At 71.3% G+C, this 18,128-nt stretch carries 16 protein-coding genes; 9 read left to right on the forward strand and 7 right to left on the reverse strand.

Annotated features, from left to right (window positions below; genetic code table 11):
• The first annotated feature begins 179 nt into the window (after window positions 1–179).
• Both AB0I15_RS26150 and AB0I15_RS26155 read left to right on the forward strand, forming a co-directional pair.
• Window positions 180–1,298 (forward strand): globin domain-containing protein, encoded by a 1,119-nt coding sequence (locus AB0I15_RS26150; RefSeq protein WP_358100574.1) that lies wholly within the window; start codon window positions 180–182, stop codon window positions 1,296–1,298.
• A gap of 101 nt (window positions 1,299–1,399) precedes the next feature.
• The gene (locus AB0I15_RS26155) at window positions 1,400–2,851 is read left to right on the forward strand and encodes a sialidase family protein (protein WP_358100576.1); all 1,452 of its coding nucleotides are present in this window, start codon (window positions 1,400–1,402) and stop codon (window positions 2,849–2,851) included.
• On the opposite strand, the gene AB0I15_RS26160 is transcribed toward AB0I15_RS26155, so the two are convergent.
• Window positions 2,838–3,647, reverse strand: coding sequence for a helix-turn-helix transcriptional regulator (locus AB0I15_RS26160; protein WP_358100579.1), 810 nt, complete (start codon window positions 3,645–3,647; stop codon window positions 2,838–2,840). The two genes, AB0I15_RS26155 and AB0I15_RS26160, sit on opposite strands and share 14 nt — an antisense overlap.
• A 138-nt stretch (window positions 3,648–3,785) precedes the next feature.
• Between AB0I15_RS26160 and AB0I15_RS26165 the strand changes: the two genes are divergently transcribed.
• Window positions 3,786–4,865 (forward strand): exo-alpha-sialidase, encoded by a 1,080-nt coding sequence (locus AB0I15_RS26165; protein WP_358100582.1) that lies wholly within the window; start codon window positions 3,786–3,788, stop codon window positions 4,863–4,865.
• Window positions 4,866–4,868: 3 nt separating this feature from the next.
• Complete coding sequence (locus AB0I15_RS26170) at window positions 4,869–5,177, forward strand: hypothetical protein (protein ID WP_358100585.1); 309 nt, start codon at window positions 4,869–4,871, stop codon at window positions 5,175–5,177.
• Between the two features lie 73 nt (window positions 5,178–5,250).
• Here the strand turns inward: AB0I15_RS26170 and thyX are convergent, their stop codons facing one another.
• Together thyX and AB0I15_RS26180 are read right to left on the reverse strand one after the other, a co-directional pair.
• A complete protein-coding gene (gene thyX, locus AB0I15_RS26175; RefSeq protein ID WP_358100588.1) occupies window positions 5,251–5,985 on the reverse strand; it encodes an FAD-dependent thymidylate synthase in 735 nt (244 codons plus the stop codon).
• 160 nt (window positions 5,986–6,145) lie between these two features.
• A complete protein-coding gene (locus AB0I15_RS26180; protein ID WP_358100591.1) occupies window positions 6,146–8,764 on the reverse strand; it encodes a M4 family metallopeptidase in 2,619 nt (872 codons plus the stop codon).
• Window positions 8,765–8,980: 216 nt separating this feature from the next.
• Here AB0I15_RS26180 and AB0I15_RS26185 point away from each other — a divergent pair, with 216 nt between their 5' ends.
• Together AB0I15_RS26185 and AB0I15_RS26190 are read left to right on the forward strand one after the other, a co-directional pair.
• The gene (locus tag AB0I15_RS26185; RefSeq protein ID WP_358100594.1) at window positions 8,981–9,331 is read left to right on the forward strand and encodes a DoxX family protein; all 351 of its coding nucleotides are present in this window, start codon (window positions 8,981–8,983) and stop codon (window positions 9,329–9,331) included.
• Window positions 9,332–9,344: 13 nt separating this feature from the next.
• Window positions 9,345–9,821 (forward strand): MarR family transcriptional regulator, encoded by a 477-nt coding sequence (locus AB0I15_RS26190; RefSeq protein ID WP_358100597.1) that lies wholly within the window; start codon window positions 9,345–9,347, stop codon window positions 9,819–9,821.
• A 79-nt stretch (window positions 9,822–9,900) separates the two neighbouring features.
• Here AB0I15_RS26190 and AB0I15_RS26195 read toward each other — a convergent pair whose 3' ends face one another.
• Genes AB0I15_RS26195 through AB0I15_RS26210 form a run of 4 tightly spaced genes read right to left on the reverse strand, consistent with a single transcriptional unit; the run spans window position 9,901 to window position 15,065 of the window.
• The gene (locus AB0I15_RS26195; protein WP_358100600.1) at window positions 9,901–10,680 is read right to left on the reverse strand and encodes an ABC transporter permease; all 780 of its coding nucleotides are present in this window, start codon (window positions 10,678–10,680) and stop codon (window positions 9,901–9,903) included.
• Entirely contained in the window at window positions 10,680–11,576 is an 897-nt protein-coding gene (locus tag AB0I15_RS26200; protein ID WP_358100603.1) for an ATP-binding cassette domain-containing protein, read from the reverse strand. The genes AB0I15_RS26195 and AB0I15_RS26200 overlap by 1 nt, the downstream gene beginning before the upstream one ends.
• Before the next feature lie 57 nt (window positions 11,577–11,633).
• A complete protein-coding gene (locus AB0I15_RS26205; RefSeq protein WP_358100606.1) occupies window positions 11,634–12,893 on the reverse strand; it encodes an amidohydrolase family protein in 1,260 nt (419 codons plus the stop codon).
• A 45-nt stretch (window positions 12,894–12,938) separates the two neighbouring features.
• Window positions 12,939–15,065, reverse strand: coding sequence for an anthranilate synthase component I (locus AB0I15_RS26210; protein ID WP_358100609.1), 2,127 nt, complete (start codon window positions 15,063–15,065; stop codon window positions 12,939–12,941).
• A gap of 268 nt (window positions 15,066–15,333) precedes the next feature.
• Here AB0I15_RS26210 and AB0I15_RS26215 point away from each other — a divergent pair, with 268 nt between their 5' ends.
• The 3 genes from AB0I15_RS26215 to AB0I15_RS26225 are packed head-to-tail and all read left to right on the forward strand — an operon-like array spanning window position 15,334 to window position 17,965.
• Window positions 15,334–16,518 (forward strand): cytochrome P450, encoded by a 1,185-nt coding sequence (locus tag AB0I15_RS26215; RefSeq protein WP_358100612.1) that lies wholly within the window; start codon window positions 15,334–15,336, stop codon window positions 16,516–16,518.
• Between the two features lie 18 nt (window positions 16,519–16,536).
• A complete protein-coding gene (locus AB0I15_RS26220) occupies window positions 16,537–17,337 on the forward strand; it encodes an oxidoreductase (RefSeq protein WP_358100615.1) in 801 nt (266 codons plus the stop codon).
• A 22-nt stretch (window positions 17,338–17,359) separates the two neighbouring features.
• Entirely contained in the window at window positions 17,360–17,965 is a 606-nt protein-coding gene (locus AB0I15_RS26225; protein ID WP_358100618.1) for a TetR/AcrR family transcriptional regulator, read from the forward strand.
• The last annotated feature ends 163 nt before the right edge of the window (window positions 17,966–18,128 follow it).

An 18,128-nucleotide genomic window follows, 5' to 3' on the forward strand; every position in this document is an offset into this window, starting at 1 on the left:
TAGTTCTGCTTCGCACCTTATTGGGGGGAAACGGTTGTGACGCGTCATCGGGGGTGTAACACTCACTTTCAAGCGCGGTGAAGTGCCGGGGAGGACTCCGCGCTCAGGACCCGGAACCATCAGGAGGTGCACGGCGAGAGACCGGAATGCGTTTCCGGTCAAAGGGTGGGGTTGGATATATGTCATTGAATCCGCGCCTGGTGAAGGAGAGTTTCTCCGTCGTCGAGCCGATGGCCGACAAGGCCACGGTCTACTTCTACGGCCGGTTGTTCGCCGAGAATCCGCACTTGCGCGGCATGTTCCCGCCTGCCATGGACGTTCAGCGGGATCGGCTGTTCAGCGCGCTGACCCGCATCGTGTGGAGCCTGGACAGCCCGGACAGCCTGGCGGCGTACCTGAGCCAGCTCGGCCGGGACCACCGCAAGTACGGCGTCATCGCCGAGCACTACACGGCCGTGGGCAACGCCCTGCTCGCCACCATCCGCCGCTTCGCGGCCGACGTGTGGAACCACGAGATCGAGGCGGCGTGGGTGTCGGCGTACACGGCGGCGGCCAACCTCATGATCGAGTCGGCCGAGTCGGACTCGGGGGTGTCCCCGGCCTGGTGGCTGGCCGAGGTCATCGACCACGAGCAGCGGCACCGGGACATCGCGGTGCTCACGCTGCGGCCCACGCAGCGGCTGCCGTACACGCCGGGCCAGTACGTCAACGTGCAGACCGCGCGCTGGCCGCGCGTGTGGCGGACCTTCTCGATCGCGAACGCGCCGCGCCCGGACAACACGATCAGGCTGCACGTGCGCTCGGTCCCCGGCGGCTGGGTGTCCAACGCGCTGACCCGGCACACGCACGTCGGCGACACGCTCATGCTGGGGCCGCCGATGGGCACGATGGCGCCGCGCGAGCACAGCGTGCGCGACGTGCTGTGCGTGGCCGGCGGCACGGGCCTGGCGCCGCTGAAGGCGATCATCGAGTCGGTGATCACCTCCGGCCGCCGCCCCACGATCCACCTGCTGTACGGGGCCCGCACGGCACAGGAGCTGTACGACCTGCCGGACCTGATCAGGATGGAGTCGTCGTTCCCCTGGCTCCGCGTGATCCCGGTGGTGTCGGGCCAGCCCTCCTACGACGGCATGCGCGGCCACCTGCCCGAGGTCGTGCAGCGCTTCCCCTCCTGGGCCGAGCACGACGTGTACGTGTGCGGCCCGCCGTCCATGGTCAACGAGACCGTACGCCGCCTGCAGATCGACGGGGTGCCCCTGTCACGCATCCACCGGGACATCAACCAGGGCGAACGCTGACGCTCACCGAAGGGAGATCGGGCGGCTGGAAAAAATCAACGGTTGACAGCGGAGGTCGGACGGTGCCTTCTGGTACTTGAGACGCCAAAGTGAGGTGAACCGTGCCAACCTCCGCCCGGCGCCGAGGAATCGGCGGGATCCTGACCGTTGCCGCGACGCTGCTCCTCGTCACCAGCCCGGCATCGGCGACGGAGGAGGGTGCCGTCCCGCTGACGGAGCTCGGGACCGACGCCTACACCAACGCCAGCAGCCAGCACGGCACCCAGGCCGGGCCCGACACCTACCAGTGGGACAGCACGATCGTGGCGGCGCAGCAGGCGGGCCGCTTCTCCGACGGCGGGGCCTCCGGCATCGCGTTCGCGACCTCGGCCGACAACGGCGTCACCTGGGCGAAGGGGGTGCTGCCCGGGATCACCACGTTCGGCGGGGGGCCGTACGGCCGGGTCAGCGACCCGTCGGTGGCCTTCGACGCCCGGCACGGCACGTGGCTGATCTCCTCGCTGGCGCTCACCGACGCGGGCGGGGTCGCCGGGGCGGCGGTGCTCACCAGCCGCTCCACCGACGGCGGCCTGACCTGGAGCGAGCCGGTCACGACCGCCCTCGCCAACGGGGGCGACCTGGACAAGGGCTGGATCGTCTGCGACAACACCGAGGACAGCCCGTTCTACGGCCGCTGCTACACGGCCTTCGACGACCACGCCGCCGGCAACGCGATCAAGGTGGCCCGCTCCTCCGACGGGGGCCTGACCTGGGCCGTGGCCGGCACCCAGGCGACCGGGCTGGGCGGGCAGCCGGTGGTGCGGCCGAACGGGGCGGTGGTGGTCCCGTACCTGAGCAACGACGGCCGGATCCGCTCCTTCCGCTCCCGCGACGGCGGCGCGACGTGGGGCGCCACCGTGCTGGTCTCGGACGTGCAGCGCCACACGGTCGCGGGCGGGTTACGGGCCCTGCCGCTGCCGTCGGCGGAGACCGACGCGGCCGGCGCCGTGTACGTCGTCTGGCACGACTGCCGCTTCCAGTTCGGCTGCACGGGCAACGACATCGTGCTGAGCAGGTCGGCCACCGGCGGCTCCTGGGGCGAGGTCCTGCGCGTCACCGACGGCGCCGGCGACCACTTCATTCCAGGGCTCGGCGTGGACCGGACGAGCTCGGGCGGCAAGGCCCGGCTCGCGCTCGCCTACTACCGCTACCCGGAGGCCGCCTGCGTGCCCGCCACGTGCCGGCTCACGGTCGCCTACACCTCCTCCACCAACGGCGGCGCCACCTGGTCGCCGCCGATGGAGTTACACGGGCCGATGGCGCTGGACTGGCTGGCGAACACCACGCAGGGACGCATGGCCGGCGACTACATCTCCACCTCGGTGGTGCCCGGCGGAAGCGCCTACCCGGCGTTCACGATCGCGGCGGCGCCCGCGGCCGGGGCGTTCAACGTCCGTGCCCACACCGTCACCGGCGGCCTCCCGATCACCGGCGGTCCCCCGCCGATGAGCTCCATCGAGGCCTCCATCGCCCTCGGCGAACCCCCGATCGACCTGCCCCTCACGGCCCGCTGACCCCGTACTTGAAGGCCGCGGCGGTCTCCTCGTCGCTCGGCCAGAACGTCTCGATGGCCAGCTCGGAGACCGTGACGTCGACCGGCGTGCCGAACGTGGCGATCGTGGTGAACATCGACAGCACCCGGTCCCCGGCCGCGATCCGCAACGGGATCAGGATGTCGGCCGGCCCCGGCACGTGGGCCACGTTCAGGTCCACCCCCGGATAGACGTACGACGCCAGCTCGTCGTGCAACTCGGCCAGCCGCCCGTTCCCCGACACCTCCGCCTGCCGGCGCAACTGGTGCAGCAGATGGGCCCGCACCTCGGCCAGGTTGAGCAGCCGCCCGCCCATGGCCTGCGGATGCAGCGACAGCCGCATCACGTTGACGGGCTCCTCCAGCAGCTCGGCCGGCACCCCCTCCATGAACATGGCCGCCGCCGAGTTGGCCGCCACCAGGTTCCACACCGCGTCCACCACGACCGCCGGATAGGGCTCGTGCCCCGCCAGGATCTTGTCCAGCGCCTCCCGGACGACCTGCATCTCGGGCGCGCGCACCTCCCGCTCGGGATAGACCGGGGCGAACCCGGCCGACACCAGCAACCTGTTACGGTGCCGCAGCGGCACCTCGAGCTCCTCGGCCAGCTTCATCACCATCTCGCGGCTCGGCCGGGCGCGCCCGGTCTCCAGGAAGCTGATGTGGCGGGCCGAAACGTCGGCCTCGATGGCGAGATCCAATTGACTCACCCGGCGCCGCTGCCGCCACGACCGCAGCAATTCCCCGAAAGACTCTTCTTGTACGGCGACCGCTCCCATGCCCGGCACGCTATCGCCTCGAGGGAAAGGTCACGATTACCCCCCGGGTAAAGCGGGCGCGTGCGGAATCTCCCAGTCTTCGGCGACTGTCGGTGCCGCGTGGCACGATGGCTCGCAAGCGAACATGGGAGCGATGTCATGAGTGACGCAGTGCTCGCGATCGGCACCCGTAAGGGCCTGTTCCTCGCCCGCTCGGCGGGCGGCGGCCCCTTCGAGGTCGAGCCGATCCAGTTCTCCACGGTCGCGGTGCCCTCGGTGGCGATCGACGCGCGCGGCACCACGCCCCGGCTGCTGGCCGGCATCGAATACGGGCATTTCGGTCCGTCCGTCATGTATTCGGATGACCTCGGCCAGACCTGGCAGGAGGCGGAGCGGCCGCCCATCGCCTTCCCCGAGGCGACCGAGGCGACGCTCACCCGGGTGTGGCAGCTCGTCCCGTCCCCGTCGGAGCCCGACGTGGTGTGGGCGGGCGTCGAGCCGGCCGCGCTGTTCCGCTCCGAGGACCGCGGCGTCACCTACCGGCTCGTCGAGGGCCTGTGGCAGCACCCGCACCGCGAGCACTGGGCGCCGGGCGGCGGCGGCCTGTGCCTGCACACGATCATCAACCACCCCACCGACCCCGAGATCATGGCCATCGCGGTCTCGGCCGCCGGCTTCTACCGCACCACCGACGGCGGCCGGTCGTGGGAGGCCGCCAACAAGAACATCCGGGCCCCGTTCATGCCCGAGGGTCAGCAATATCCCGAATACGGGCAGTGCGTGCACAAGGTCGACATGGATCCGTCCCGGCCCGAGCGGCTCTACCTGCAGCACCACTTCGGCGTCTACCGCAGCGACGACTTCGGCGGAAGCTGGCACGACATCGGCTCGGCGCTGCCGTCCGACTTCGGCTTCCCGATCGTGACCCACGCCACGCGGCCCGGCACCATCTACGTGTTGCCGCTGACGGCCGACATGGACCGCACGCCGGTCGGCCACCGCTACCAGGTCCACCGCAGCGACGACGCGGGGGCGACCTGGCAGGCGTTCTCGAAGGGGCTGCCCGAGGAGCCGGTGCACGCGACCGTGCTGCGCGACGCCATGACCGCCTCGGAGGCGGGGATCTTCTTCGGCACGCGCGACGGCGAGGTCTACGGTTCACGAGACGACGGCGAGAGCTGGTCGCTGGTCGCCCGTCACCTGCCCGACGTGCTCACCGTCCGCGCGGCGGTGCTCTAGTCGATGGCGAAAACGGTGACGATGGTGGTGTTCGTCCTGCCCAGTTCGCTGCGCAAGTGGGTGAGCGGGCGCACGGAGGTCAAGGTCTTCGCCGTCGGCGCCGACCGCCACTCCCCGCCCACCCTGGGCTCGGCCCTCGACATGCTGCGGCGTACGCATCCGATGCTGGAGGAGCGGCTGCGCGACGATTACGGGCGCATCCGGCGGCACATCAGCATGATCGTGTGCGGCGAGAACGCCCGCGGTCTCGGCGGCCTCGACTGCGCCCTGCCGCCGGGGGCCGAGGTCTACGTGCTGCCGGCGCTGGCCTGACACGGGTGCCTTCGCCGGCCCGGCCGGAGGCCGGCGAAGGCACCACGCAACTCTCAGGGCCGCCCAGGGCGGCTCAGGGGCAGACGCGGCCGTTGGCCTCGAAGGCGGCGTGGGTCAGCGGCATCAGGCCGGCCCAGATCTCCTCCATCCGCTCCGCGACCATCTCGATCTCGCGCTGCGGGAACGAGGGGAACGTGGAGTCCTCGCGCTTGACGCGCAGCGACAGGAAGTTCATCAGGGCGCGGGCGTTGCAGGTGGCGTACATGGAGGAGTAGAGGCCCACCGGCAGCACCGTGCGGGCCACCTCCCGGGCCACGCCCGCCTCGAGCATCTCCAGGTAGGCCTGGTAGGACTGCCGGTAGCTCCGCTGGGTCGCCTCGGTCACCACCTGGTGCTGCTCGGGGCTGCCGTCCTTGAAGACGTATTTGCCGGGCTTGCCCTCCTGGATCAACTGGCGCTCCGGGCCGGGCACGTAGAAGACCGGGACGAGCTGCCGGTATCTGCCGGACTCCTCGTTGTAGGAGAACGTCCGGTGCCGCATGAACTCGCGGAAGACGAAGATCGGCGCGCTGATGTAGAAGGTCATCGAGGAGTGCTCGAACGGCGTGCCGTGCCGGTCTCGCATCAGGAAGTTGATCAGGCCCTTGGATCGCTGCGGATCGGCCTCGATCTCGGCCAGCGAGCTCTCGCCCTTGGTGGAGACACGTGCGGCCCAGAGCACATCGGCGTCCGATGCTGCGGCCTTGACCAGCTCCACGTCCATGTCGCTACGGAACTTGACCTCGGCCTCCGGTTCGACCGTGCCCATGCAGAACCCCCCACTGGGATCGACGACGATACGGCCCAAGCAAACCAGGTCGCGGCCGTCGGCGCGAGTCGGCGCCCGCCGCCCCCTCCAGTGGTACGGCGGGCGCCCCGTCGGAGCGGCGCGGCAGGTCAGCGGGGTCGCCGGCCTGCCGCGATCCGGTTCAGCAGCGGCCGGCGGGCGTGTCGCGGGTCACCAGGTCGGTGTCCGCGGCGGTGCCGTCGAGCCAGACGACCGTCCCGGCCGTGCCGGAGGCGAAGAAGGACTGGTCGCCCCGGTTGCAGGAGTAGCGCTGCGGCGCTCCGCCCGTGACCGGTAGCTGGAACAGCTTGGGCAGGATGGCGTTCGACAGCCCCGTGCCGGGCGGCCACAGGCCGATCGTGGCGTTCGTGTCGTTGGCGTCGAACCCGTTCGGGTCCGGCGCCTGGGGGCCGTCCGCCAGGAGGGTGGTCGTGCCGGTGCCGTTGTGGGCGGCGCGCAGGATGCCGTAGAGCGCGTCGCCGTTGGCGTCGTTGAGCCACAGGACGTACCGGTCCGTGATGACCGGCACGATCGACAGCGACCCGGGCCTCTCGGGGAAGACGACCTCGGTGCCGGTGGCCAGGTCGTAGACGACGGGCGTGGTGTGGAAGGAGCCGCCCTCCTGCCAGACGCGCAGGTACGCGAGCTTGCCGCGGATCATCGTCGGCTGGTAGCCGTTGACGCCCGCCGCCGCGGTGACCTTGATCGGGGCGGCGGAGCCGCGCTTGAGCCAGATCTCGTCCTCGCCGTTCGCCGGGTCGAGGGCGGCCCAGACGATGTCCTCCCCGGTGATGGCCAGGTCGTTGACCGGCTCCGGTGACTGGGCGACGAGCCGCACCGGGTCGGTGGCGTCGAGCCGGCGGGCGTGGATCTGGAAATTGGTGAACTCGGTGTTGAACGACGCCCAGGCGGCCTGCCTGCCGTCGGTCGCCGGGAAGTAGTTCCACCGGTCGCCCTCCGACAGGGTCACCGGCCTGCCGCCCGCCACGTCCCCGGTGAGGATCCGGCTGGGGGCGGCGCCGTCGGGCGAGGAGTTGGAGATCACGTACCGGCCGCCGGCCACGTCGGGGCTGGCGTTGAAGTCGGTGATGCCGTCGACGAGCACGCGGCTGTCGGTGGGGATGCGCCGCTCCCAGCCGGGCTTGATGCCGTGCTGCTCGAACGCGTGCGTGACCGCCAGCCGGTCGCGGCTCGACATGCCGAGGGCGCGGGCGGCCGACTCGACGGCGCGGCGGCCGTCGGTGAAGTCGTCGAGCGGGGTCATGTACTCGGTCAGCGCCTTGTAGACGAGCCTGTCGGTCTTCACGCCGCCGATCACCTCCCTGACGTCCCACAGGGCACCGGAGAAGATCGTGGAGTTGAGGTGCACGCCGCCGTTGTCCAGGGCGATGGAGGCCCCGATGTAGTCGTCGGCGGCCACGCGGGCGTCGTCGAGGTCGCGGCCGGCGCACTCGGCGGGCGTGCCGGTCCGGCACAGGTCCTCACCGAGCAGGCTGGCGTCGGGGTCGCTCATCGGGATGCCGAGGGTGTCGTTCTGGATGGCGTTGCCGAAGTAGTCGGCCAGGCCCTCGTTGATCGCGCCCGACTGGCCCAGGTAGACGAGGTCGGCGCTGTGGGTGATGACGCCGTGGGTCATCTCGTGGCCGACGACGTCGAGGCTGGCGGCGAAGGAGTAGTAGTCGCCGCCCCCGCCGTAGACCATCTTGGTGCCGTCCCAGAAGGCGTTGATGAACGGCTCTCCGTCGGCGGTGACGTTGACGACGGAGTACATGGTGCCGCCCCGGCCGTCGAGGCCCTCGCGGCCGAGGGAGCGGTAGTACTCGTACACCTTGCCGGCGCCCCAGTGGGCGTCCACGGCGCCGGTCTCGGTGTGCTGCGGGCCGAAGGCGAGCGTGGGCGACTCGGCGAGCTTGGTGCCCGGCGGGATGCCGGGGTTCAGGAAGTTCGTGAAGTCGGCGCCGCCGGCGTCGTAGGTGAGGATCTCTCCGGTGGTGCCGTTCCACATCGGGCGGGAACGGTCACGCAGCTCGTACGCGCCGTCACCGCGCTGGTACGCGTTGAGCGTCACGGTCTGCCCGTGGGCCGTCCGGCCGGTGGCCTGCACGGGCCCCTCGAAGCGGAGCCGGTCCACGGCGAACAGGGGGCGGCCCGAGTGGGCGTCCACGTACGCGTCGAGCAGCAGCGGCCGCTTGGCCGCCCGGTCCACGCCGCTGAGCACGACGTGCCAGGCCAGCACGCCCTTGCCCCGGGGCACCACGACCAGCTCGCCGGTCTGGGCCCGCGCCTCCCGGCGTACCTCGCGGTCGCGCAGGACCAGGGTCCGGGCGATCTTCGCCGCGCTCTCCCCGCTCACGGCCGGGTCGGTGCCGACGCTCAGCTCGGTGAGGAAACGGCCGCCCGCGCCGATCACTTCGCGCCGGGCGCCGTCGGTGCGGAAGTGCACGAGATAGTGGGCGCCGAAGACGGGCAGGCCGCGGTAGCGCTGGGCGAACCTGACCGTCTCGTCCTGGCCGTTCACGACGGTCTGGACCGGGGTGAGGTCGGCCGGGTCAAGGTGGTAGCGCGGGTCGGCCAGGTGCGCCCTGGCCGCCGCGACGGGGTCCGCGGCCCGTGCGGGCTCGGACAGGTTGTAGACCTCCGCGGGGGCCCGGGTGCCGGCCCGGGGCTCGATCTCAGGCGGCGGGGCCTCGGCTGAGGCGACTCCCGGTACGGACAACGCCAGGCATAAGGCGGTGGCAAGAGTGATCGGACGCCAGGACACGACGGCTCCAAGGGTGCGTAGGGTTTCTGGCCAACCGATCATCACCGCACATTTGACAAATCGACAAATCACAATTCGATAACTCGAATTTGGAAATATGACTTTCTTGTTTCCAGAAGAAAGCATCTCCGGCTGCACGGCTCCGTCAACATACTTGTCGCTTCAAGCTTTCCGGTCTACAGTCGAGGCTCGGGCAAATACTTGAAGGGTCAAGCTATGAACGTCGTACTCTGGATCGTCCAGATCCTGCTCGGCCTCGCGTTCGTGATCTCCGGCGCGGGCAAGTTCGTCTCGCCCGGCCCGGGAGCGCGGCGGCAGGAGGCGTACCGGGAGGACTTCACCCCCGCCCAGCTCCGCGGCATCGGCACACTCGAGGTCCTCGGCGGCATCGGCGTGGTCCTGCCCTGGGCCACCGGCATCGCGGCCTTCCTCACCCCGCTCGCCGCCGCCGGGCTGGGCCTCATCATGATCGGGGCCGCTCTGGTGCATCGGCGGCGCAAGGAGGGCTTCGCGGTTAATCTGGTCCTGCTGGCGATGGCGGTCATCGTCGTGGTGGGACGCATCTGACCCTGGGGGTTCCTTGGTCGAAGGGCTCGGCGAGGACGAGCAGCGCGCGTGGCAGGGCCTGCTCGCGGTCATGCTGGTGGGCATCCCGCAGGTCGAGCGCACGTTCCGGGCGCACGGCCTGGTCCACATCGAATACGGCCTGCTCGAGGCGCTGACCGCGCGGCCGCTGCGCCTGAGCGACCTGGCGGCCGTCGGCAACGTCTCGATCAGCCGGCTCAGCCACCGGGTGAGCAAGCTGGTGGACCGGGGCTACGTGCGCCTGAAGCCCGACGCGAACGACGGGCGGGCCAGCGTGGCCGAGATCACCGACGAGGGGCGCGCGGTCATCGCCGCGATCGCCCCTCATCACGCCAAGGCGCTGCGCGAGGTGCTCTTCGACCACCTGTCGCCGGAGCAGACGGCCGCCCTGGCCGACGCCATGCAGGTCGTCGGCACGGAGCTGGGCGCCTGCCTCGACGGCCGCCCGCCCGGCGAGGAACGCCCGGCCTGACCCGCCGCCGGGCCAAGGCGAGATCGCGGCGCAACGTGGGCCGGGCTCAGGTGATGTCGCGGCGCAACGTGCGCCGGGCTCAGGTGATGTCGCGGCGGAGCGTGGTGGCCGAGGCGAGGGCCGAGAAGAGCAGCCCGTAGCCGAGCAGCACCAGCCCGCCCGCCCACGGCGGCAGCAGGTACGACATGTCGATCCCGAACGTCACCCCCGTGCTGGTCAGGGCCGAGGTGGCCCCGCCGGGCGTCCATCGGGCCAGCGGCTGCAGCACCGGCACCAGGTTGATCACGGAGTCGACGATGTAGATCCAGATGATGACCGCGAGGAGCGCCCCGATCTGGTTCTTGATCAGCGCCCCCAGCCCCAGCCCGAACAGCGCGTAGAGCGCCAGCACCACCAGGACGCTCGCGGCCACCCGCGCGACGGTCCCGGTGAGCACCGGCTCGCCCCCGGCGGCGAGCACGGTCACCAGCAGCGTGACCCCGGTCAGCAGCAGCGCGGCCAGGCCCAGCAGCACGCCCACCACGAGGCTCGCGGCGAGCTTGGCCGCCACCACGCGCACCCGCTTCGGCGTGACGAGGAGCGTGGTGGTGATCGTCTGGTAGCGGTATTCGCCGGTCATCATGACGACCCCGAGCACCGCCGCGAAGAGGCTGCCGCCCGTGCCCATCCCCCACACGAGCTCCTGGAAGGCCGCCGTGTCGCGGGCCGGGATGATCACCTGGCCGTTGGCGCCCGTCGTACCGGCGGAGAAGACGGCGAAGCCGAGCGGGATGGCGACGTAGGCGAGCATGACGAGCAGCATCACCCACCAGAGCCTGGTGGTGGCGACCTTGAGCAGTTCCGCGCGGATGAGCGCCATCAGCCCTGCCCCTCCCCCGTGAGCTGCAGGAAGACCTGCTGCAGGTCGCCGCGTTCCTCGGTCATCTCGGTCAGCACGACGCGCTCCTCCAGCGCGACGGCGCCGATGGCCTCGACGCCCAGGTTCCTGACCCGCAGCACCCCGTCTGCCAGCTCCACCTCGGCGCCCTGCCGCTCAAGGGCGGGCCGCAGTTCGTCGGGCTTGGCCGTGCGCACCCTGATGACGGGCGCGCCGCCGTTGGAGACCAGCTCGGCGAGGGTGCCCTGGCGGACCAGCCGGCCCTTGGCGATGATCACGACGTTGTCGACGGTCTGCTCGACCTCGGCCAGCACATGGCTGGAGACCAGCACGGCGGCCCCCTGCTCGTGGGCGAGGAAGCGCATGAAGCCGCGCAGCCACTGGATGCCCGCCGGGTCGAGGCCGTTGGCGGGCTCGTCGAGGATGTACACCTTCGGGTCGCCGATCAGTGCGGTGGCCAGGGCGAGCCGCTGCCGCATGCCCATGGAGAAGCCCAGCACCCGCTTGCCGGCCACCTCGGCCAGGCCCACCCGCTCGAGGGCGTCGCGGGCGCGCGTGAGGGGCAGGCGGGCGGCCGTGCACAGCACCCTCAGGTGGTCGTACGCGGTGCGCCCCGGATGGAAGTTGGTCGCTTCGAGCACGGCGCCCACCTCGGTGAGCGGGTGGTCGAGCTCGACGTAGCGCCGGCCGTTGACCAGCGCGCTGCCGGAGTCGGCGGTGACCAGCCCGAGAAGGCTGCGCAGGGTCGTGGTCTTACCGGCACCGTTCGGGCCCAAGTAGCCCGTGATCGTGCCGGCCTCGACCGTGAAGGACACCCCGTCCACCGCGCGTACCGGACCGAAGGACTTGGAAAGTTCTCGAATCTCGATAGCACTCATGGTGGAGCCGATTATCCACAGTGAGACCCAGATCACACCTCCTTCGCAAGGAGGACTTCACAACCGGTAGACCCGCCGGGCGTTCCCCGAGCCGATCATGTGGGCGATCCTGGCCGCGTCGGCGGCGCTCCACTCCCCCGTGCCGAGCCTCGTGGCGAGCGCGGCGCCGAGCGCCTGCCGGTAGTAGAGGGCGCCCAGGTAGCCGGTCTCGGCCAGGGCCCGGCAGCCGGAGCTGAACAGCAGCTTGTGGAACGGCGCCAGCTCCAGCAGCTCGTCCAGGACCCGCGCGGAGGCGGCCGCCGTGTACGGCAGCGCGAGCCCGACGTCCACGTAGACGTGCGGGAACACCCCGGCCAGGTAGGCGGCCTGGCGGTGGAACGGGAAGCAGTGCAGCAGGATCACCGGCACGCCGAGCGGCTGCAGCGCCCCGGCGAAGGCGCTGAGCCTGGACGGGTCGGTGCGGTGCGGCTCGGCCGCCCCGCAGGACGCCCCGCTGGCCACCCCGCCGAACCCGGCCTGGAACTGCAGGGGCAGCCCGCGCTCCCTGGCCACGTCCACCGCGCTCCAGAGCAGGTGGCGCAGCAGGAAGGGGTCCGTCAGCGTCTCCTTGGGGTCGGCCAGCCGCCGGTTGGCCGCCGCGATCACCGCGCCCCTGGCGGGCGGGGCCGGGTCGACGTCGAGGCCGCACACCGTGCCGATGACCGTCTTGAGCCCGACCGCCCTGGCGGCCCGGGCGGCCAGCTCCTCGCCCAGCGTGTCGAGGTAGTCGACGGCGATCTCGGCCGTCCCGGCCACGTCCCGCTCGATCCGCTCGATCCGGACGATCTCGTCGGCGGCGGCCCCGCCGTGGCGGCCCATCTCGGCGGCCGAGAGCACGTCGAGGTCGCCCGACACACCCCCTGTCAGACCGAAGATCCCGTCGAACGCCCCATCAGAGGTCTCCTCGGACGAACCGGCGGACGAACCGGCGGACGTGTCGTCGGGTGAGGAGTCCACCAGGAACGCCACCACCCCGGCCCCGGCCAGCAGCCGCCGGTTGACCTCGCCCGCGCCCAGCTCGGCCCGGCGGGCCAGGTAGACGGCGGGCGGGGCGTGCGGCTCCAGGTCGAGCAGCGGCGCGCACCAGCGGCGCACGGCCGCGCCGAACGGCGTGTCGAAGTGGGTGGTGCCGGGCGGCGCCGGGTTGCCGCCGTCGCCGATGAGCAGCTCGAACTGGGCTCTGCTCAGGTCGTCTCGCCGCACCCCGTGACAGTGGTGATCGACGAGCGGGGCGAGGAGCGCGTCGCGCGCCGTGCCGGGCAGGTCTGCGGGGAGCATGCGGAGACTCTAGGGGAGCTCCGCACGCCCCCGCCCACGTTTTACCTACCTACGGGACAGACGCAGCACGTTCGCGATGACCTTCGCGCCCGCGCCGCCCTCCTGGGTCAGGATCGACTCGGGGTGGAACTGCACGGCGAAGCGCCGCCTCTGGACGTCCTCGATGGCCATGACGTTGCCGTCGGGGGTGAGCGCGGTCGGGGTGAAGCCGACCACGCCGGGCCGCTTGGCGTGCAGCGAGTGGTAGCGGGCCGCGGTGAACTCGTCGGGCAGCCCTTCGAGCAGCGCGCTGTCGCCCAGGCGCGCGACCTGGCCGCGCTTGCCGTGCTCGGGGTAGTCGAGCAGCTCCAGCGTGCCGCCGGCCTGCTCGACCATGGCCTGCAGGCCCAGGCAGACGCCGAAGACGGGCAGGTCGCGGGCGTAGATCTGGTCGAGCAGGGCCGACATGCCGAAGTCGGTGGGCCAGCCGGGGCCGGGCGAGAGCACGACGAGGTCGGGCGCGATCTCGTCGATCATGGAGGCCGGGAAGCCGTGGCGTAGCGTGACCACGTCGGCGCCCTCCTGGCGGAAGTAGTCGGCCAGCGTGTTGACGAAGGAGTCCTCGTGGTCGACGAGCAGCACCTTCATGCCCAGGCCGGGCTGCTCCCTGGGCTCGGCCACCGGCACGGCGCCGGGCTGGTTGACCGCGGCCAGGGCGCCGAGCAGGGCGCTGGCCTTGAGCTCGGTCTCGCGCTCCTCGGACTCGGGGTCGGAGTCGAACAGCAGCGTGGCCCCGGCCCTGACGGTCGCCACGCCGTTCTTGACCTGGGCGGTGCGCAGGGTCAGGCCGGTGTTCATGGAGCCGTCGAAGCCGATGAAGCCGATCGCGCCGCCGTACCACCTGCGGGTGGTGGCCTCGTGGTCCTCGATGAACTGCATGGCCCACGTCTTGGGGGCGCCGGTGACCGTGACGGCCCACATGTGGGTGAGGAAGGCGTCGAGGGCGTCGAACTCGGGGCGCAGCCGGCCCTCGATGTGGTCGACGGTGTGGATCAGGCGGGAGTAGAGCTCGATCTGGCGGCGGCCGATGACCTTGACGGTGCCGGGCACGCAGATGCGCGACTTGTCGTTGCGGTCGACGTCGGTGCACATCGTCAGCTCCGACTCCTCCTTGACGCTGGAGAGGAGCGTGCGGATGGCCTCGGCGTCCTCGACCGGGTTGCTGCCGCGGGCGATGGTGCCGGAGATCGGGCAGGTCTCGACGCGGTCGCCGCTGACCCGGACGTACATCTCGGGCGAGGCGCCGACGAGGTGCTCGCCCTCGCCGAGGCTGATGATGAACTCGTACGGGGCCGGGTTGCTGTGGCGCAGGCTGCGGTAGAAGCCGGACGGGTCGGCGCAGGTGGCGTGGAAGACCTGGCCGGGCACGACCTCGAACAGGTCGCCGCGCTTGAACTTCTCCTTGGCGGCGGCGACGACCTTGGCGTATTCGCCCCGCACGGGGTTCTCGGGCGGCTCGGCGGGCGTGACGCGGGGGGCGGTCTCGCCGACGCGCTCCAGGCCCCGGGTGGTGGCGCCGTCGACGGTGAACTCGTAGCGGAACTCGAGGCTGGTCTCGCGCTGGCGGTCGATCACGACCAGCCGGTCGGGCAGGTGGAGCACCAGGTCGCGCTGGTCGTCGGGGCGGACGAGCTCCTGCCTGATGGGCTCGAACTGGAAGGCCAGGTCGTAGCCGAACGCGCCGTAGAGGCCGAGGTGCGGGTCGTCGCCCTTGAAGGCGGCGATGACCTCGCGGATCGCGGTGAACACGGTGGGCCTGCGGCTGCGCATCTCCTCGGGCAGCAGGTCCTCGGACTCGGGCACGTGCACCTCGACCCGGTCGGCCGTGGGCTCGGAGACCGGCTTGCCCGCGGCCAGCAGGCAGGAGGCGATGGCGGGCAGCACGACCCGGCCACGTTCGTTGAGCGCGGTCGCGGAGATGGTGCGCCCCTTCGCGACCAGCTCCAGACATGGATCGACATAGCCGAAGGCCCATCGGCTGTAGCGGCCCGGGTAGTCCATGCCCGAGGAGAAGGCACCTCCGCGCCGCTCCCCGAGGGCGGTCACGATCTCTTCGAGGGCGACCTCGTCGACCTCACGTGCCTCGCGCTCGACGCCGATGCCCCCGGCGGTGGTATATCCGCTCGTCTCCACTGCTGCCCCTTTACCACGTCAAATGATCGAGCCCCGGGGGCGGACACGAGAAAGGCCGCCATCCGGGGCGGCCGTCCGTTGAGGAATGCGAAACACGCGCCGCCTAGGAGCGGCGCCACCACTGGAGCTGAGCGTGATTTCGCATGGGGTAAGGGTAACCCCCGGACCATGATCGCGCAACGCGACCCGCCGGCCGGGGGTGGGCGATGCGAGTTGCAATACAGAGCTGTACTGTATTTGTTGAGCGACGGTCGAGAGGAGACCCGAGATGACCGAGGCGATCACCCTGCCCACCGAGCGGCCCACGCCGTTCGATCCGCCGATCGAGCTGGCCGGGCTGCGGGAGACGCGGCCCATCACCCCGATGGCCTACCCCGACGGGCACCGGGGCTGGCTGGTGACCAGTCACGCGCTCGTACGCGAGGTGCTGGCGGACCCGCGCTTCAGCGCCCGCGCCGAGCTGCGGCACCGCCCCACCGAGGCCAGCGGGCGCCCCGCCGAGCCCGCCCCGCCGGGGATGTTCATCTCGACCGACGCGCCCACGCACACCCGCTACCGCCACCTGCTCACCGGCGAGTTCACCGTGCGCAGGATGCGCCTGCTGACCGAGCGGATCGAGGAGGTCACCCGGTCCTACCTGGACGCCATGGAGCGGCAGGGCCCGCCCGCCGACCTGGTCGAGTCGTTCGCGGCGCCGATCCCGGCCGTGGTGATCTGCGAGCTGCTGGGCGTGCCCGAGAGCGAGCGCGAGCGGTTCATGGCGGAGAGCGCCACGCTCATGCGCGCCGACGTGCCCGCCGAGAAGAAGGCGGCGGCGTACCGGACGGTCCAGCTCCACATGACGGAGCTGGTGACGGCCAAGCGGGCCCGGCCCACCGACGACATCCTGAGCGGGCTGACCAGGAGCGACCTGACCGACGAAGAGCTGGCCAACATCGGCTTCCTGCTGCTGGGCTCCGGCCTGGACACCACCGCCAACATGCTCGCCCTCGGCACCTTCGCGCTGCTGACCCATCCGGACCAGCTCGCCGTGCTGCGCGCGGAGCCGGATCGGATCGACCAGGTGGTGGAGGAGCTGCTGCGCCATCTCAGCATCGTCCCCTTCCTCGTCCGGACCGCGCTGGAGGACCTCGATCTGGGCGGCCGGACGGTACGAGCCGGGGAGAGCGTGACCCTGTCGATCCCGGCGGCCAACCGCGACCCCGGCCGCTTCCCCGACCCCGACCACCTGGACCTGCGCCGGCCGGCCGGCGGGCACGTGGGCTTCGGCCACGGCCCGCACCAGTGCCTGGGCCAGCAACTGGCCCGGGTCGAGATGCGGGCGGCCTTCCCGGCGCTGTTCGCCAGGTTCCCGTCGCTGCGCCTGGCCGCCGACCCCGGCGAGGTGCCGCTGCGCGACGACATGCTCATCCACGGCGTGCACGGCCTGCCCGTCACCTGGGACGTGAGGTAGATGGGCAAGGTGTGCCTCGTGACCGGCGCGTCGTCGGGCATCGGCCGCGCCACCGCGCTGGAGCTGCTGGACGCCGGTCACACCGTCTACGGCGTCGCCCGCCGCGTGGAGCGCATGGAGCCGCTCCGCGCCGCCGGCGGCCACCCGATCGGCGCGGACGTCACCGGCCAGGCCGACCTCGAGCGCGTGGTGCGGACCGTGCTGGACGCCCACGGCCGCGTCGACGTACTGGTCAACAACGCCGGCGTCGGCGGCTACGGCTCCGCCGAGGAGGTGCCGATCGAGCACGCCAGGCACGTGTTCGAGGTCAACGTGTTCGCCCCGGCCCGGCTGATCCGGCTCGTCCTGCCGCACATGCGCGAGCGGGGGTCGGGCACGATCGTCAACGTCTCCTCGATCGGCGGCGAGATCGCGCTGCCCCTCGGCGCCTGGTACCACGCCTCGAAGCACGCGCTGGAGGCGTACTCGGACTCGCTGCGACAGGAGGCCGGGCGGTTCGGCGTGCACGTGGTCGTGGTCCAGCCGGGCATCATCAAGACCGAGTTCCAGGACGACACGCCGCGCGAGCTGCGGGAGTTCTCGGGGCGGGGGCCGTACCGGGAGATGGTGGAGGCGATGGCGCGCAAGACCGAGGCGGGGTTCGGGCCGGACAGCAAGGCGTCCGACCCGTCCGTGGTCGGTCGGTGCATCCGGCGGATCGTCGCCACGCCCGCCCCCAGGCCCCGCTACGCCGTCGGCTACCTGGCCAGACTCCTGCTGACGGTCAATAGAATCCTGCCGGACCGGCTCTACGACAAGATGGTGACCCGACAGGCATGAAGACGATCAGGGACCGGGCGGCATGAGCACCGCGACACCGCCCTCCTCGCCCGCGCCGCGGCCCGCCGGCCGGCCGCGCAGCCAGGAGGCCGACACCGCCATCCTGACCGCCGCGCTCGACCTGCTCATCGAGCACGGCGCGGTGCAGACGAGCATCGAGCAGGTCGCCCGGCGGGCCGGGGTGACCAGGGCGACGGTCTACCGCCGGTTCGCCGACAAGACCGCGCTGCTGGTGCGGGCGCTGGAATGGGCCAACCACGACGACGACCCCGGCTTCACCGGCTGGCCGGACGTCGAGCACATGTTCGACGACTGGGCGGCGCATCTGGCGGTGCCGCGCAACCGCCGCCTGCTGCGCCGCGTGAACGGCAGCGTGGACGACTATCCGGAGCTGATCACGACGTACCGGCACGTCAACGGCGGGCGCCGGGAGAAGGTGGTGCGGGAGACGCTCTGCCGGGCCCGCGAGCACGGGCAGCTCCCACCGGACGTCGACGTGGACGTGGTGCAGGAGATGCTCTCCGGCGCGGTGCTCGGCCACCTCAACGGGCATCCTGACGACGAGGACGCCGAGCGGATCAAGGCGTACTTCCTGGCGCTGCTGAAGCAGGTGGGATACCGCCCCTGACCTGGGCACCGGCGGCGGCGCCCAGGCGGCGGCACTTCGGCTGACCAGATTACAAATCAGCCCTCTGCGTAACGTTTTCCGGCACCTCTTGCTTTCCGAACAAGATCTCTTCACCCTTCTCGACAGAGGCGTAAAGATCACCTCTGCAGAGTCATTCGAAGCA

The sequence above is a fragment of the Nonomuraea sp. NPDC050643 genome (assembly GCF_040654715.1).
Classification (GTDB): Bacteria; Actinomycetota; Actinomycetes; order Streptosporangiales; family Streptosporangiaceae; genus Nonomuraea.